This is a genomic window from Sorangium sp. So ce726, from assembly GCF_051521405.1.
Classification (GTDB): domain Bacteria; phylum Myxococcota_A; class Polyangia; order Polyangiales; family Polyangiaceae; genus Sorangium.
On sequence record NZ_CP150349.1, the window covers coordinates 13,116,270 to 13,132,159 of the forward strand.

The 15,890-nt window shown below is 71.2% G+C and carries 13 protein-coding genes and 1 other RNA gene; 8 read left to right on the forward strand and 6 right to left on the reverse strand.

Annotated elements, in window-relative coordinates; genetic code table 11:
- The first annotated feature begins 40 nt into the window (after positions 1-40).
- Entirely contained in the window at positions 41-1,510 is a 1,470-nt protein-coding gene (locus WME79_RS48935) for a hypothetical protein (protein ID WP_437529928.1), read from the forward strand.
- Positions 1,511-1,601: 91 nt separating this feature from the next.
- On the opposite strand, the gene ffs is transcribed toward WME79_RS48935, so the two are convergent.
- Positions 1,602-1,691: signal recognition particle sRNA small type (gene ffs / locus WME79_RS48940), an RNA gene on the reverse strand.
- Between the two features lie 335 nt (positions 1,692-2,026).
- Here ffs and WME79_RS48945 point away from each other — a divergent pair.
- Positions 2,027-2,815: a hypothetical protein gene (locus WME79_RS48945; RefSeq protein ID WP_437529930.1), complete on the forward strand. Its 789-nt coding sequence runs from the start codon at positions 2,027-2,029 to the stop codon at positions 2,813-2,815.
- Positions 2,816-2,906: 91 nt separating this feature from the next.
- Here the strand turns inward: WME79_RS48945 and WME79_RS48950 are convergent, their stop codons facing one another.
- Positions 2,907-3,830: a hypothetical protein gene (locus WME79_RS48950; protein WP_437529932.1), complete on the reverse strand. Its 924-nt coding sequence runs from the start codon at positions 3,828-3,830 to the stop codon at positions 2,907-2,909.
- A 104-nt stretch (positions 3,831-3,934) separates the two neighbouring features.
- On the opposite strand from WME79_RS48950, the gene def reads away from it, so the two are divergent.
- Positions 3,935-4,510, forward strand: coding sequence for a peptide deformylase (gene def / locus WME79_RS48955; protein WP_437529935.1), 576 nt, complete (start codon positions 3,935-3,937; stop codon positions 4,508-4,510).
- A 166-nt stretch (positions 4,511-4,676) separates the two neighbouring features.
- Here the strand turns inward: def and WME79_RS48960 are convergent, their stop codons facing one another.
- The 3 genes from WME79_RS48960 to dnaK form a co-directional block, all read right to left on the reverse strand.
- A complete protein-coding gene (locus tag WME79_RS48960; RefSeq protein WP_437529938.1) occupies positions 4,677-5,180 on the reverse strand; it encodes a TraR/DksA family transcriptional regulator in 504 nt (167 codons plus the stop codon).
- Between the two features lie 149 nt (positions 5,181-5,329).
- On the reverse strand, positions 5,330-7,357 hold the full coding sequence (locus WME79_RS48965; RefSeq protein WP_437529941.1) for a hypothetical protein: 2,028 nt from the start codon (positions 7,355-7,357) through the stop codon (positions 5,330-5,332).
- A gap of 217 nt (positions 7,358-7,574) precedes the next feature.
- On the reverse strand, positions 7,575-9,494 hold the full coding sequence (dnaK, locus tag WME79_RS48970; RefSeq protein WP_437529943.1) for a molecular chaperone DnaK: 1,920 nt from the start codon (positions 9,492-9,494) through the stop codon (positions 7,575-7,577).
- Positions 9,495-10,049: 555 nt separating this feature from the next.
- Between dnaK and rpmE the strand changes: the two genes are divergently transcribed.
- From rpmE to WME79_RS48995, 5 genes are all read left to right on the forward strand, one after another.
- Positions 10,050-10,256, forward strand: coding sequence for a 50S ribosomal protein L31 (gene rpmE / locus WME79_RS48975; RefSeq protein WP_012241637.1), 207 nt, complete (start codon positions 10,050-10,052; stop codon positions 10,254-10,256).
- 254 nt (positions 10,257-10,510) lie between these two features.
- The gene (locus WME79_RS48980; protein WP_437529947.1) at positions 10,511-11,686 is read left to right on the forward strand and encodes a DUF1385 domain-containing protein; all 1,176 of its coding nucleotides are present in this window, start codon (positions 10,511-10,513) and stop codon (positions 11,684-11,686) included.
- Between the two features lie 62 nt (positions 11,687-11,748).
- Entirely contained in the window at positions 11,749-12,843 is a 1,095-nt protein-coding gene (gene prfA, locus WME79_RS48985) for a peptide chain release factor 1 (protein WP_437529951.1), read from the forward strand.
- On the forward strand, positions 12,843-13,424 hold the full coding sequence (locus WME79_RS48990) for a hypothetical protein (protein ID WP_437529954.1): 582 nt from the start codon (positions 12,843-12,845) through the stop codon (positions 13,422-13,424). Before prfA ends, WME79_RS48990 begins: the two co-directional genes overlap by 1 nt.
- Positions 13,425-13,439: 15 nt before the next feature.
- On the forward strand, positions 13,440-13,778 hold the full coding sequence (locus WME79_RS48995; RefSeq protein ID WP_437529956.1) for a histidine triad nucleotide-binding protein: 339 nt from the start codon (positions 13,440-13,442) through the stop codon (positions 13,776-13,778).
- 49 nt (positions 13,779-13,827) lie between these two features.
- Here the strand turns inward: WME79_RS48995 and WME79_RS49000 are convergent, their stop codons facing one another.
- Positions 13,828-15,882 (reverse strand): FAD-binding protein, encoded by a 2,055-nt coding sequence (locus WME79_RS49000; protein ID WP_437529959.1) that lies wholly within the window; start codon positions 15,880-15,882, stop codon positions 13,828-13,830.
- Positions 15,883-15,890 lie beyond the last annotated feature (8 nt).

Here is a 15,890-nt window from a genome sequence, read left to right on the forward strand (position 1 = left end):
TCGTCAGGTAGCGCGACGTGCCGCGCAGGAGACGTTCGTCATGATCAAGGCTTGGAATCAGGCAGCTCTCGTTCTGACCGCCGCGGCCGCGCTCGGCTCAGCGGCGCTCGGGTGCGCGTCGGATCCCGCAGCGCCGGGCGGATGCCCGGGCGCGCGCGCGGCGTCTGGCGCGTGCATCGGTGTCCCCGCGGGCGCGCTCTGCGACAGCGACTTCTGCGCCGCTTCGGTCGATTGCGCCGAGATCGTCGAGGTCTCCAGCGCCGCCTCGCTCTCGCAGGCCGCTGAGGCCGCTCGACCCGGGGCGTGCCTCGCGCTCGGCCCTGGCGCCTACGGCCCGATCGATCTGCCCTCCGGCGTGAGCCTCCTCGGCCGTGGCGCTGGCTCCGTGAGCGTCGCGGCGGTCTCGCTTGCGGCCGGCGACAGCGCCGTCCTCCGGGGCCTGACGGTCGGTGAGGGCGGCGTGCGGATCGCGGCTGGCGCGCGGGCGCGGATCGAGGGGGTGCGTGTCGTCGGCAGCGCGTCCGACGGCGTGACGCTCGGCCTTGGCGCGTCGCTTGACCTCGTCGCGTCTGCGATCGAGGGCTCCGCGCGGTACGGCCTGAGCGCGTTCGACGCCGGCCGCGTCTCCGTCGTGCGGTCCGTCGTCTCGGGCTCGCAGGGGCCGGGGCTGTGGGCGCAGTGCTCCGGCGGCTGTGACTGCGAGGCGCCGGTGGAGCTCCACGTCGAGGACGCGCTCGTCCACGACAGCAAGGTGGTCGGCGTGTCGCTCGTCGGCGTGCGCGCCACGATGTCTGGCGTCGAGGTCAGCGGCAATGGCCTGAGCGGGTTCGAACCGAGCGGCGGCATCTCCGTGTCCGGCTGCTCGACCCTCGACGCGGTCGCTCTCAAGAGCGCCGACAACACCGGGTTCGGTCTCCTGATCGATCGATCGAACGCAGCCCTCGGCGAGAGCGGCGAGGGCTTCGAGGTGAGCGGCAACCAGCCTGGCATCTGGATCCAGAACACGACGCCGGAGCAGACCGTCCAGCTGACGGGAGGCCTCCTCGAGAAGAACCGGGCCATCGGCCTGGGGATGAGCGGCGACGCGCGCGGCATCATCATCGACGGCATGCGCATCGCCGGGACCTTCGCCGACTCGGCGGTGGTGAGCGCGGACGGCGGGTTCACCCAGGAGGTCGTGGGCGACGGCGTGAGCTGGCAGGAGCGCGCGCAGGCCGCGATCTTCGGGCTCGTCCTGAGCGGCAACGGGCTCGAGTCTCTCAACCCCTCCATCAACCCGTCCCGCCGCGCGAGCGTGCTCATCGACGGCGGTGTCGGTCTGGACAGCCGCCTCTCCGCCGTGACGCTGGAGGGTGGCGACGAAGCGGCGGGCATCGTGCAGCAGCGTCTGCCCGCTGACGGCGTCAGCCCGTTGCGCGACGCGGATGTCCCGCGCATCGTGACGAGCCCGGAGGCGCTGTTCTCCGTGCCCGTCGCGCCACTCGCGCCGGCGGCGCTCGACGCCCCTTGAGGCCTGCATCAGCGCGGCGACGACCCGGCTCTGGGACCGCGCCCCCAGGTGAGCGCAGGAGCGCGTCGGGCCCACAACTGGACCGACAAAAAGTAAGTGGGCCCGCCACACTCGCTTTCCGCTACCGTTGCTCCCTTCCGGGCCTGGCGGGGTTCACGGCGCGCTGTCGGCGGACCCATGAGGTTCAGGCGCTTTCGCCTGACGCAGGGACTTCGTAGTCGAACCTCGTCCCCATGTCGAGCCCCACGGCGCGTGCGGCGGCGCTTCGTGGCCATGGCGTCTCGGCTCCCTCGCGAACGCAGCGCCGCGCGCGCCGCCCACGTCGCCTACGTCGCCCACGTCTAGTTCCCTCCTCGGAGCCATCGGGGTGTGAGCGCGGTGCGCGTGAGGTGTGGGCGGGAGCGGGGTGCGATCGGGGTGTGCAAAGGGTGGTGGTGTGAGCGCGGAGCGATCGACCTGGAGCGGCATCGGCCGGGACTTGCCTCGTTCAGGAAGCCCCGTACGCTTGGAGGTGTCGTGAATCCGTTCGATTCCGAGGACGAGGGACGGGGCAGCCGGCTGACTCCGGTGCTTCTCTTCATCGGCTCCGCAGCGCTGGCAGCGGCCGCGCTCCGGTTCGCCTGGCAGCAGCCGGTGATCATGGGGGCGGTGCTCAGCGTGGTTCTCGCGTTCGCCGCGGCCCGCTGGCTCGCGCGCCGCAAGCTGCGCCGGCTGCTGCGCTCGGGCGATGTGGGCTCGGTGCTGCAGCGCTGGTCGTCGTCGCTTCACCGCATCCCGCACCCCGCCACGATGGCTCCGCTCATGACGGCGACGGCGTTCGCGGCCTATGGTTGGGTCGAGAAGGCGCGCGCGGCCATGGCCGCCGCCGAGCGGGGGCCCGCGTGGGAAGCGGCCCTCGAGCACCGCCTCTTCCTCGACACGCTCCTCTGCACCTTCGAGGGCGATCGCGACACGGCGCTCGCGCAGGCGGGTCGCCTGGAGCGCCTCCCTCTCCCGGACATCAGCTCGCCTTTTCGCAGCCGGGTGGTCACCCTGCGGTCGGCAGCCGGCGCGCTCGCCCGCGCCTTTGCCCACACGAGCGTGCCGGGCGACCGCGCGCTGCTGGAGCGCGCGAGCGAGGCCAGCCCGCTCGTCTTCTGGGCCATGCGCTACGCCGCGGCCGTCGTCGCCATCGACGAGGGCGAGCTCACCCGCGTCGAGGAGCTCCTCGCCGACGCCCCCCCATGGCCCCAGGAGTCGACGTTCCGCGCCTTCCACGATGAGATCGCCGATCGCGCCGGCCTTCCCCGCGCGGTGAGCGCGTAGCGGGCCGGTCATCGCGCGCGCCGCTGCGCGCGGCGCCGACCTGGAACGCCGGTCCTTCCAGAGGGCGCGCCGTCTTCGCGTTCGCGCCGGCTCAGCCCTGGAACAGCGTGCGGATGTAGCAGGTTGCGCGCGCGCCAGGGGCTGCGCTGGCGGCGTCTTCCGGCGAGTCCGGCACGAACGCGCCGAGCGCGCCGAGCGCGCCGCCGAGGGTGAACGTGCGCAGCATGATCCTCGCCTGCGTGCCTGCGAAGCACGGCTTGCGGTAGGCGATCTCCACCCGCCGGGCGAGCACCGCCGTGCTGCGGCCTTGCGCCGAGAGACGTCTCAGCGCGGCCTCCGCGAAGAGCCGCGGGTACACGAGCGAGTTCACGTGCTGGTTCCCGTCCGTGTGATCCAGGCCGAACGCCACGGGGATCGGATCCAGGGTCGGCTTCGCGTCGAGCGGCTCCGCGCCCTCGGGTAGGCCCATCAACGCCTCCGGCGAGCGAAAGTCGTAGCGCTCGGGCGGCACCGCCGGCAGGTCCGGGGACTCGAAGCGCAGCACCTTGCGCGCCTCGGGCGCCGCGAAGGGCCGCGTGAAGACGTGCTCCGCGAACACGCGACCGACCTGGATCGGCTCGCCCGCGCCGGGCGGCGGTGGGCCGTAGGTCTGGCTGCGGCGCCCGCTGGCCGAGAGCCACATGGCCAGGATCAGGCGGTTCACCTGGGAGGTGGCGTCCTCCGTGTGCGCCAGCTGGTAGCGGCCCTGCAGCTGCAGCGGCTCCCGCGTCGCGATCGGCCCCTCTCCGCCCTCGATGATGAGGCGGGTGAGGATCGGGACGATCCCTTGCGTGAGCATGAGCGCCTCGACGGGGCTCGCCCGCAGGAGCTTCACCCATACCGCGGGCCCGAGGCCGTGCGGCAGCGCGTCCAGCATCACCCGTCCGTTCTGGCTGACGTCCTCGAAGCGGAGGTGCATGACGGCGGTCGCCTGCTGCTGCTCGGGGACGCAAGGCTCGTCAGGGAAGTAGTGCATGCCCCGTCTCCATAGCTGACGCCGCCGCGCGCCGCATGGACCGGCGCCAGCGCGCCGCCATGGCCGGCCAGGCCGACGGCGCGCGTCCATGGTAGGATCGCCGCGTGACGCTCCTGAAAATCGCCCACATTGGCAACCCTGTCCTCAGGCAGCGAGCGCGTGAGGTCACGCCAGAAGAGCTCTCCTCCCCTGCGATGCAGGCGTTCATCGACGATCTGGTGGAGACGATGCGCGACGCGAACGGCGCGGGCATCGCCGCCACTCAGGTCCATGTGCCGGTGCGCATCTTCGCCGTCGAGGTGCAGAACAACCCTCGTTATCCGTACAAACCGAACATCCCGCTCACCGTCGTGGTCAATCCGGTGATCGAGCCGCTCACGCAGGAGACGTTCGAGAACTACGAAGGGTGCCTGAGCGTCCCGAACCTGAGGGGGGTTGTCGACCGCTTTACCGAGATTCGGCTCACCGGCCTAGATCGCGACGGGAGGCCGATCGACCGCGTCGTGCGCGGGCTGTCGGCGGGCACCTTCCAGCACGAGAAGGATCACGTCGACGGCATGCTCTTCGTCGATCGCGTGAAGGATCCGCGGACGCTCTGCACCTGGGCGGAGTTCGACCGCTATCACAAGCAGCCCTTCGTCGAGCGCATCGTCCCGTTCATCCAGCGGATGGGCGGCTGAGGTGCCTCCTCGCGCGTGTCCTGCTCGGCGCGTGTGATCGCGTGGACCAGAGCGCTCGGCACGAGCTCGAGCGCTCCTCTGGACATGCGCTTCCGTTAACGCAGGCCGCACGTCTCTCGCCCGCGCTGGCGGGGAGGGACGTGCGGTGTCTGGTGGCGGGGAGCGATCAGGAGCCGCCGCCGGTCCGTTCTTCGCGCTCGATCTGCTCCTGGTAGGCGACGCTGTAGCGCGCCCAGGGACGCAGCTTGAGGCGGCGGTAACCGATAGGCTCGCCGGTGCCCTCGCACATCCCGTAGCTCCCCTCCTTTATCTTTGCGAGAGCACGGTCGATCTCGGCGAGCACGCGGACATCGCGCTCCAGGAGCTTCGACGTCAGCGACGTCGCGCCCTCGGCGTTGGCCTCGTCCATCTCGTCGCCCACCTCGCGCGAGATGTCGCGCTCTGCGTGCTGCCGCTCATCGATGTTGGCGACGAGGCTCGCCCGGCGCTCCTCGAGCGCCTGCTTGAGCTCGTCAAGCTGCTCCGGCGTCAGATCCGGCAGATCGGAGTCGTCCGTTTCGGGCGCCGCGCGGCGCACGGGCGGCCTCGGCATGGCGGCTGCCGTCGTGGCGGACGTCTCCGGCCGCGCCGGGCTCATTCCGTCGCGACTCGCACCTTCACGGTTGTTCATTGTTTCCTCTCATCTTTTCGGTGGCAATTCGCGTACCGATCTTGAACGTGGGCGGACGAAGCACGCGCGAGGCGCGGTGACCAGGGAACACGACCGAGCAGGAGCAGCCGCGCCAGGTTACTGGCTGTGGTGATAGCGCATCCACGAGCCTATGGCTTCGTGATGCCGGCCATTCGAAGCCCTGCCGCGACGAGCGCGCCGATGTCCTCGAGCACGGGCTTCGACACGTTGATCGAGATCTCGGCCCGCGGCGCGGCGCCGCCCTGCTGCTGGGTCGTGACGAACATCAGCCCTTCCCCTTTGTGGGGGAGCTTTGCCAGCGCGTCGCCGAAGATTCGAGCCTCCCGAGGCAGCGTCACCGGCGCCGCGCCGGGCTGATCCAGCGTCGAGAGCACGCTCTGAAACGTGCGGGTGATCGGGGCGAGCGTCGAGAATCCACCCCAGGCGAACTTCCCGGTCTTCAGCTTCTCGAGCCCCGGACGTGACGCGAGCGTCGCTGCGGCGGGCGCGCCCGCTTTCACCGTGGCGAGCCGCCTCAGCAGGTCGCCCTTGTCGTTTCCGAAGGCGACCCACGTCGTCTTCTCCTCACCCATGACGAGGAGGTGGAGCGTCATCGTCAGCTTGGGCTTCTGCTTGCCCTTGGCGGCGGGGGTCGAGCTCGCGTCGCCGTCGAGCGGCGGGAGATCGTGGACGATCTGGATCTCGACGGCGAGCGACGACTTCCCGAGCTCCTTCGGCGCCTGAACCGTCTTGACCGTCGGCAGATCCTTCGGATCGATGTCGATCTCCGGGAGCCGCTTGCGCAGCCCGGGCGTGTTGTAGGCGGTGACGGCGTTCTTCACGTACTTGATGAGCGCGTCGGGCGTCTCCTCGAACCCGAACAGGTTCCAGCCGACGAAGCCCCCCATCACCTTGTCGAGCACCTCGTTCGGCGTCGGCTTCCCGGCCTGGGCAGCGGCAGGAGGCGCGTCCGGATACCCGTGGGCGGACACGCTCGGCCCCTGGTTGATCGGCAGCGAGAGGAGGTCGGCGAGCGCCTTGCGATCGGCAGGCTTGCCGATCTTCTCCTTCTCCAGCCACCCTTCGAGCATCTCGCGCAGCGTCTTCAGGATGCCGCCGTAGTGCGCCGGGTCGTAGCCGTGGTCGAAGAACGCGCCGGCGCTGTCCTTCGGCGCGCGCCAGTACAGCGTCGGCGCGGCCGCGGCGCGGTTCGCCCTGTCGGCCATCGTCTTGGCGACCCACGACGACTGGCCCCGGAGCTCCAGGGCAGCCGTGAAGTTCACGCAGGACTGGTTGTCGACCTGGAGATCGACGACCGCCTTGCTCGCGTCGTTGATGAGCGCCTCGAGCTCCTGCTGGACGCCGGTCGCCGCGTCGGTGAGCGCCCGGTCGAACTGGGGCTGCCCGATCGAGAGCTGGCTCTGCGCGAGGATCGGGAGCCCGCCGAGCTGCTGCTTCGCCATGCCGCCGAACTTCGCGCTGAGCGGGACGAAGCGGACCTCGCCGTGGAGATCGCGCGCCTCGGGCGCGAGCGTCGGCAGCGTCCGCGCGAGGTACGGCCCGAGCGCCGTCACGTCGCGGTCCCGATCGCCGCAGAGGAGCCGCGCGGGCGCCGAGCCGGCGGACGCGGCGAGGAAGCAGCTCGATGACGAGGGCTCCTTGCCGCCGATCTTCCACATGCCGGGCTTCACCTCGGTGAGGGAGGCGCCTGCCTCGAGCGCGCCCCTCGCCCGCTCGAGCGACGTGAGCCCGAACGACACGGCCGCGACGGGCTTGCCCCGCTTCGAGCTGTCATCGAGCGCGACGATCAGGTGCACCGGCGCGTCGAGCGCGAGCACCGTGGCGAGCTGGTCCGTGTCGATGGAAGGGCTCACGAGCTCGCTCAGCACACCCGAGGAGAACGCCTGCGCGCCCGTCTCCGCGAGCGCCGGAGGCAGCCCCGCGCACGTCGCGATGCTCGACAGCGTCGCCGCGGGGTTGCTCCAGCGGAGCACGCCCACGACGTCGGCCGGCTCGGCGACGGGGGATAGATCGAACGCCGGGCTGACGGCGACCTGGGCAGGTCCGGCCTTGACCTCGCTTTGTCCTGCTGTCGGCGCGACGGGCGCGGGGGACGGCCCGCAGGCGAGGGAACCGGCCATCAGGACCAGAGGGGCGATCGGCAGGAGGGTTCGCATGAGCGCCGGTTATACGGCTCCCGGACATCCGAGTCGACGCCCAAGGAGCGCGCCGCGCAGGCGACGGTTGATGCGCCGCCTCCTGCGCGGGGGTCGCTGCAAATGCGAACGAGCGCGGATTCCTCCGCGCTCGTTGCGTTTGGCGCTTGGCGAACGCGCGCGGAGGAATCCGCGCTCGTCGCACACCGTCGAGGAGCGGGCTCCTCGCGGCGATCCGTCAGTTCGACTCTTCGAACTCCGCGTCGATGACCGAATCCTTCCCCTTGCCGCCGGCGGGGGGCGGCGGCTGGCCTCCCGGCGCGCCGCCCGGCGCGGCGCCGCCTCCGTCCTGGGGCGGGCCGGCCTTCTCGTACATGACGCTCGCGATGCGGTGCGCTTCCTTCTCGAGCTTCTCCAGCGCTGCGCTCACGGCCGCGTCGTCCTGCTTCTCGATGGCCGACCGCCCCTCGGCGATGATCCCGTTCAGCGCCGAGACGTCGCCCTCCGGCAGCTTGTCCTTGTTCTCGCTGATCGTCTTCTCCAGCGTGTAGCAGAGGTTATCGAGCTTGTTGCGCCGCTCGATCTCCTCGCGCCGGCGCTTGTCCTCGGCCTCGTGCGTCGCCGCCTCGTTGACCATCCGGTTGATCTCGTCCTCCTTCAGGCCGCCCGACGCGGTGATCGTGATGCGCTGGTCCTTGCCGGTGGCCGTGTCCTTGGCGTGCACCGAGAGGATGCCGTTCGCGTCGATGTCGAACGTCACCTCGATCTTCGGCACGCCGCGGGGCGCCGGCATGATCCCTTCCAGGTGGAAGCGGCCCAGGGTCCGGTTGTAGCGGGCCTCGGTGCGCTCGCCCTGGAGCACGTGGACCTCGACGCTGGGTTGGCTGTCGGTCGCGGTCGAGAAGATCTCCTTCTTCTGCGTCGGGATCGTGGTGTTCCTCGAGATCATCACCGTCATCACGCCGCCGAGCGTCTCGACGCCGAGCGAGAGCGGCGTGACGTCGAGCAGCACGAGGTCCTTCACGTCGCCCGAGAGCACGCCCGCCTGGACCGCGGCGCCGACGGCCACGACCTCGTCCGGGTTCACGCCCTTGTGGGGCTCTTTGCCGAAGAACTTCTTGACCGTCTCCTGGACGAGCGGGATGCGGGTCGAGCCGCCGACGAGGACGATCTCGTCGATCTGCTGTGGCGACTTCTTCGCGTCGGCGAGCGCCTTGCGGGTCGGCTCGAGCGTGCGGTCGATGAGCGGCCGGATCATCTGCTCGAGCTTCGCCCGGGTGAGCTGCTTCTGGAGGTGCTTCGGCCCCGAGGCGTCCGCGGTCAAGAACGGCAGGTTGATCGTCGTCTCCTGCACGTTCGACAGCTCGATCTTCGCCTGCTCCGCGGCGTCCTTGAGCCGCTGCACGACCATCTTGTCGTTCGAGACGTCGATGCCGGTGTCCTTCTTGAACTCGGCCGCGAGCCAGTCCATCACGAGGTGGTCGACGTCGTCGCCGCCGAGGTGGGTGTCGCCGTTGGTCGAGATGACCTGCACGACGTTGTCGCCGACCTCGAGGATCGAGATGTCGAACGTGCCGCCGCCGAAGTCGTAGACGGCGATGACCTGCTCGTTCTTCTTGTCGAGACCGTACGCGAGCGCGGCGGCCGTGGGCTCGTTGACGATACGCTTCACGTCGAGCCCGGCGATGCGGCCCGCGTCCTTGGTCGCCTGGCGCTGCGAGTCGTTGAAGTACGCCGGCACGGTGATGACGGCCTCGGTCACCTTTTCGCCGAGGTAGTCCTCCGCGGCCTTCTTCAGCTTCTGGAGGACCTTCGCGGAGATCTCAGGGGGCGACGCCTGCTTGCCGCGCACCGCGATCGAGGCGTCGCTGTTCTTGCCCTTGCTGACCGTGTACGGGACGCGCTTCGCCTCTTCCTGCACCTCCTCGAAGCGGCGACCCATGAAGCGCTTGGCCGAGTAGATCGTGTTGGTGGGGTTCGTGACCGCCTGGCGCTTGGCGATCTGTCCGACGAGCACCTCGCCCTTGTCATCCCAGGCGACGACGGACGGCGTGAGGCGTGAGCCCTCCTCATTCACGATGACCTTGGGCTCTTTGCCCTCCATCACCGCGACGACGCTGTTGGTCGTGCCGAGATCGATGCCGATGATCTTGCCCATGACGTTGAACCCTCCGAGAACTGTTTGCGCGACGGCCTGATGACCACGGGGAGCGAGAAGACCCGACCGGCCAGCAGGGCTCAGCTGACAGCTGCCGCGAGCCACCGCTCCAGAGCCGTCAAAAACCGCTGGGAATCCGGATACTTTCGCCGAGTTTTCGCGAGCTCGCTGGCTCGCGACCGCGAAGCTAACCATGTGCGCCCGAGCGTCAACGCCGCCTCTAGCAATTGCCGTGCGAGCGGGCCGGCGCTCTGTCCGGACCTTGACCGGAGCCCGGTCGCGCCGCACCTAAGGGGTCCGCGCTTCGCACCGCCAGCGTCTCGAGCCGGGGGCCTCGCTCCTGGGGGCAGCGCGGCGGGCTCTACCGGCAGCGCCAGGGCCGCCTCGCTGCGCTGCCTCACGCAAATCCGCGCAAACTCGTGCAAACGATGCCGAGCGGGCCGGATGAGAGCTGGATCCTGGAGATAGAAGAGCGGGCGCGTCTGAGGGGCTTCTTGCGGTCCAAGACGCGCTGAGCTATAGGCGCCCTCCCTCGCAACACCCGAAGGACTCACCATGAAGCCCGGCATCCACCCCGAGTACAAGGCCTCCACGATCACCTGCGCGTGCGGCGCCGTCGTCGAGACCCGCTCCACCCGCGGCAGCTTCACCACCGACGTCTGCTCCGCCTGCCACCCGTTCTACACGGGCAAGCACAAGATCATGGACGTCGCCGGCCGCGTCGACCGCTTCCGCAAGAAGTACGCGACCGCAGGCAAGTAGCCGGGCCGATCGTCCCTCTCGCCCCGATATCCCTTCTTTTGCCGGATTCATCCGTCACGCCGCGCCCGCCCGGGGCGTGGCGGATGGATGGGTTCGCCCCGAGCTCGCTCGCTCCCTGTGCGGAGCGTGAGCGGCCGAGACGTCGCGCGCCGCGGATGCGGACGCGGACTGGACGACGTCAGCACATTCACCTGTGCGGCGCTGGTCGGTCGGGCCGATGCGCTGGCCGTGTTATGCGCTAGATTGGAACGCGTATGAGCGATCAGCCTGCACGTCCGTATATCGGCGGCCAAGCGGTCATCGAAGGGGTCATGATGCGGTCGCCGAGCTCGGTCGCGATCGTCTGCCGGCGCCGCTCGGGAGAGCTGGTCGTGCGCGAGCAGCCGATGACCGCCGTCGCGAAGGGGCCGCGCACCTGGCCGTTCGTGCGGGGGGTCGCGACGCTCGTCGAGTCGCTCCGCCTGGGATCCCAGGCGCTCCGCTGGTCCGCGGACCTCTACGAGCAAGATCTCTCGGCCGAGGAGGCGGGCTCGGCCAAGGGGCCGGAGTCCAAGCGATCGAGCGCGGGGCAGGCGGGCGGGGTGAACCTCACCTCCCTGGCGCTCAGCATGGCGGCGATCGCGGCGCAGGACGTGGAGCCCGCGCAGGTCACGGGCACCCCCGCGCCGGGCGGCGGCGCAGAGGGGAAGAAGCGGGGAGGAGGGATGGGCATGATCCCGATCCTCTTCGCGGTCCTGCTCTTCGTGGCGGCGCCCCAGGCCGGCGCCGAGCTGGTCAACAAGCTCCTGGGCCTCGGTCTCGAGGTGACGTCGCCGGGGTTCCAGGCGATCACCGGCGTGGCGAAGCTCGCCATCGTCGTCGGCTACCTCCTCCTGATCCGCCAGATCCCCGAGGTTCGACGCGTTTTCCAGTACCACGGCGCCGAGCACAAGGCGATCTCCACCTACGAGGCGCGCGAGGTCCTCGAGGTCGAGAACGCGCGCCGGAAGACGGCCATGCACCCCCGCTGCGGGACGACGTTCCTGGTCATGGTGGCGCTCGTGTCGATCGTGGTGTTCTCGGTGGCCGGGGCGTCCCTCGGGGCGCTCCTGCCCAAGCTGCCCGGTGGCCGGCTCGTCGAGAGCATCACCTTCTTCCTGATGAAGCTGCCGTTCCTCCCGCTGATCGCCGCGGTCACCTTCGAGATCCAGCGGATCTTCGCGCGTTATTGCACCACCGGCCCGCTCCGCGCGCTGCTCTGGCCGGGGTTCCTGGTCCAGAAGATCACGACGGCGGAGCCCGACGATGCGCAGCTGGAGATCGCCCTCGCGTCGCTCCGTGCGACGCTCTGGCGCGAGGCCTCGGTGGCCGCTCCTGTCCAGCCTGATCGGGTGTTCGCCGACTACTCCAAGCTGCTGGCCGACCCCGGCTACGCAGGCGCCCACGGCTAGCGCGCGCCGGCTCCGCCGCGCCCCTCGCCGCCGTCCAACCCCGCGTCGTCTTCGGATTGCAGATGCTACCTATCGCGAAACTCGAGGCGGTTCAGCGCCGCTTTCAGGAACTCGAGCACCTCATGTGCAGCCCGGCGGTGCTCTCTGCGCCGGCGGAGCTCCAGCGGCTCAACCGCGAGCGGACCGAGATCGAGCCCGTGGTCGTCGCCTTCGCCCGGCTGCGAGACGTCGATCGGCGCATCGCCGAGGATCGCGAGGCGCTGAGCGATCCCGACCTGTCCGAGCTCGCCCAGGCGGAGCTGCCCGAGCTCGAGCTCGAGCGCGAGCGGCTCGCCGGCGAGCTCGAGGTGCTCCTCCTGCCGAAGGACCCCAACGACACGCGAAACACCGTGATCGAGATCCGCAGCGGCGAGGGCGGCGAGGAGGCGGCGCACTTCGCCGCCGATCTCTTCCGCATGCTCTGCCGCTACGCGGAGACGAAGCGGTGGAAGGTCGAGGTGCTCAACCTGAGCGAGGCCTCCGCCGGCGGCTACAAGGAGGTCGCGGCGCTGATCACGGGGCAGGACGTCTACTCCCACCTCCGGTACGAGGGCGGCGTCCACCGCGTTCAGCGGGTCCCCTCGACGGAGACGCAGGGGCGGATCCACACCTCGACCGCGACGGTCGCCGTGCTGCCCGAGGCCGACGAGGTCGACGTGCACGTCGACGAGAAGGACCTGGAGATCTCGATCGCCGCGTCGGGCGGCCCCGGCGGTCAGGGCGTCAACACGACGAACAGCGCCGTGCAGATCAAGCACCTGCCGACGGGCATGATCGTGAAGTGCCAGGACGAGCGCTCCCAGCTGAAGAACAAGGCGAAGGCGATGAAGGTGCTCCGGAGCCGGCTGCTCGAGCTCGAGCAGCGCAGGCAGGAGGAGGCCCAGAGCGCCGAGCGAAGGACCATGGTCGGCACGGGGGAGCGGGCGCAGAAGGTGCGGACCTACAACTTCCCGCAGAACCGCGTGACGGATCACCGGATCGGCCTCACGCTGCACAAGCTCGACAAGATCATCGAGGGGGATCTCGACGAGCTCATCGGCGCGCTGCGCACGCATCGCCAGGCGGAGCTCCTGCGGCGTGGCGGGCTCTCGGGGCCCGCGCTGGAGCCCGCCACGTGATGGGGGCGCCGCCCATCGACAGGGGGGCGCCGCCCGTCGATCTGGAGGCGCTGCTCGTCGCGCTCGTGCTGGCGCCGTCGACCTTCTCGCGAAACCGCTTCTTCTCGCTGTATGCCGACCCGGAGGCGCGCCGGGTGCGGCGGCGGGCGGCGCTGCTCAGGAGCATCGTGAGGCAGCTGGTCGCGGGCGCGGACCGCGCCGGGCTCGCGCCCTCCGCGAGCGGCGGCGCGCTGCTCACCTACGACGTGCCGTCGCTCGGGTTGAAGCGCACCGCAGCGCTCGACCCCCTGGAGCTCGCGGTGCTCCGCATCGCGGTCGCGCGCGGGGCTGTCCCTCGGGCCGAGCAGCCGGGCGGCGGGGACGTCGCGCCGAGCTCGGCGACAGGCGCCGCCTTGCCGCATGAGCTCCTCCCCGAGCCGGCAGACACGTCGCGGATCGAGCGCGCGCTCGCCCGGCTGCTGCCCGAGGGGAAGCCCGGCGGAGCGCTGGAGTCCCCTGGCGAGGGGGAGCCGGGAGAGCCGGACCCCGGGACCAGGGCGCTGCCGCGTGACCGGGCGCGGCGTGACTCGCAAGCACCCTAGGAGTAGGAGGCGGCCATGTGCATCTTCTGCAAGATCGCGAACAAGGAGATCCCGTCGAAGGTCGTGTTCGAGGACGAGCACGTCATCGCCTTCCACGACGTGAACCCGCAGGCGCCCACGCACGCGCTCGTCATCCCGAAGCGCCACATCGCGGGCATCGCCCAGGCCACGCCCGAGGACGAGGCCGTCCTCGGCCGGCTGCTCCTCGCAGCGCGGCGGGTGGCAGAGCTGACCGGCATCGCGGAGAGCGGCTTCAGGACCGTGGTGAACAGCGGCGTGAACGCCGGCCAGACGGTCTTCCACATCCACGTCCACGTGATGGGTGGAAGGCCGATGGCCTGGCCTCCCGGCTGAACGCCGGCCGCGCCGGCCGCGCTCCGAGCGAGCGCCGCGCCGACCGCGCTCAGCGGACGCTGCGGGCGGCGCTCACCGCTGCGTCGAGCCACGCCGCCTCGTCGTCGCGGAGCGACGGCTGCCGCGGCAGCGCGGTCGGCAGGGCGCGGGGCCGCGACGCGCCGTGGGCACGGAGGTGCGCGGACGTGATGGCGCCGACGCGCCCACCCACGCCGAGGAACAGCGCGAAGAGATCCGGGCCCACCGCGCGCCGCGGGGCGGGCCGCACCGCGAGCTCGGCGCCGGACGCGAGCCGCGCGGTGAACCCAGCAACGAGGTGGTCGACCGGATCGCTCCACGGATCCGGGGCGCCGGGGGCGCCCGCCGCGATCCACGCGTCGAGCGTCAGCTCGGGCGAGGTCGCGCCGAAGTCGATCGCCAGCGTGAGGCCGCGCTGCTCGAGGGCGCGCTCGATCTCGCCGAGGCGAGCGGCGCCGGCGGCGTGCACGAGCATGGAGTCGCCGTCGAGCACAGGCGCCGCGGGCGGCGGCGGCAGCGGGCGGCGCGCGGCAGAGGACGGCTCGCGCGGGAGCAGGTTGCCGGGGTTCATGACGCCGGCGGGGTCGAAGACGCCGCGGAGCGCATGGATGACGTCGGCGCCGAGGCCGAGCTCGGCGCCGAGCCGCGGCGCCTTGCTGCGGCCGACCCCGTGGTGATGCGAGAGCGTCCCGCCGGCGTCGATCGCGGCGTCGAGAGCCGCCCGCCAGGCCGCGTCGTACTTCGCCTCGGCCGCCGTGACGCTCGGCGCGCTGCCAGCGAACGTGAAGTAGATGCTGCAGCCGTCCGGGTACGCGTGGGACAGGTGAGCCATCACGAACACGTGGCGCCCGAGCGCGCCGCGCACCGCGCGGTAGAGCCCGTCCAGGCGCGACCAGGGCGCAGCGACCTCCATGGTGTCGCTGAACGCGCCGGCCATGAACACCGGCGCCTGGCGGTAGCTCACGCTGTAGCGGTGCGCGAGCCAGTGGCGCGCGGGCTCCTCGCCGAGCGGCCTGGCCCCGCCGCGCTCCGCGATCGCCGCGGCGCGGGCGAGGTCGTCCGCGCTCGCGCGCGCGGTGCCCTCGAAGATGAGGATGAGCGTCGCGCCGCGGAGCACGCGCGACCCGACGCCGTCGACGATCTGGTTGAGGAGCCCCGGCGCGCGCAGCAGGCCGCGAAGCACCGCGGCGCCTGCCCCAGGGCCGCGCGCGCTGTGCCCCCGCGCGGCCGCTCCCTCGGAGGATTCACCGGCTGCGTCGGCGTGGGCGCGCTGCCGGCGCACGGCGCCGAGCCGGGCCATGAAGGAGTCGAACGGGTCGTAGAGCCGCGAGACCGCCGGGCGGAGGCCGGCCTGGAACATTGCCCGCATCGCGTCCCATCCGGCCTCGACGCTGGGGAACGAGAAGGCGGCGAACGCGCGCGCCGGCGGCGCCGGGTGCAGCCGGAGCGTCGCGGCGGTGACCACGCCGAGCACGCCCTCGCTGCCGATGAGGAGCGGCGTGAGATCCGGGCCTCGCGCGCGCCGATCGAAGCGGACGATCTCGCCGCGGCCGACGACGCACTCGAGCGACGCGACCATGTCCTCGATCTTGCCGTAGAGCCCGGAGCACTGGCCGGCGCTGCGCGCCGCGACCCAGCCCCCCACGGTTGAGCAGAGGATGGACGACGGGAAATGGCCGAGCGTGAAGCCCTCGGCGTTGAGCTCCTCCTCGAAGCGGATGCCGAGCGCGCCGGCCTCGACCTCGACCGACGGAGCCTGACGGTCGAGCGAGCGGCGGCGGGAGAGCCGCTTGAGGTCGAGCACGACCGTGCGCTCGTCCGGCAAGACGCCGCCGCACACGCCCGAGCCCGCCCCGAAGGGCACCAGCGGGAGCCCCTCGTCCGCGCAGAAGCGCACCACCTGGGCGACCTCCTCCACGGAGGACGGCCAGACGATCATCCCGGGCCGGTGCTCGGCGATGCGGCCCTCCGTCACCGCGAGGTGGTGCCGCGGCCAGAGATCGCGGGCGTAGGCGATCTGATCGACGGGGGAGGCGCTGCGCGGGATCCCCGGCAGCGCGCGCGCGATCGCGGCCTCGAAGCTCATTCCTGGGG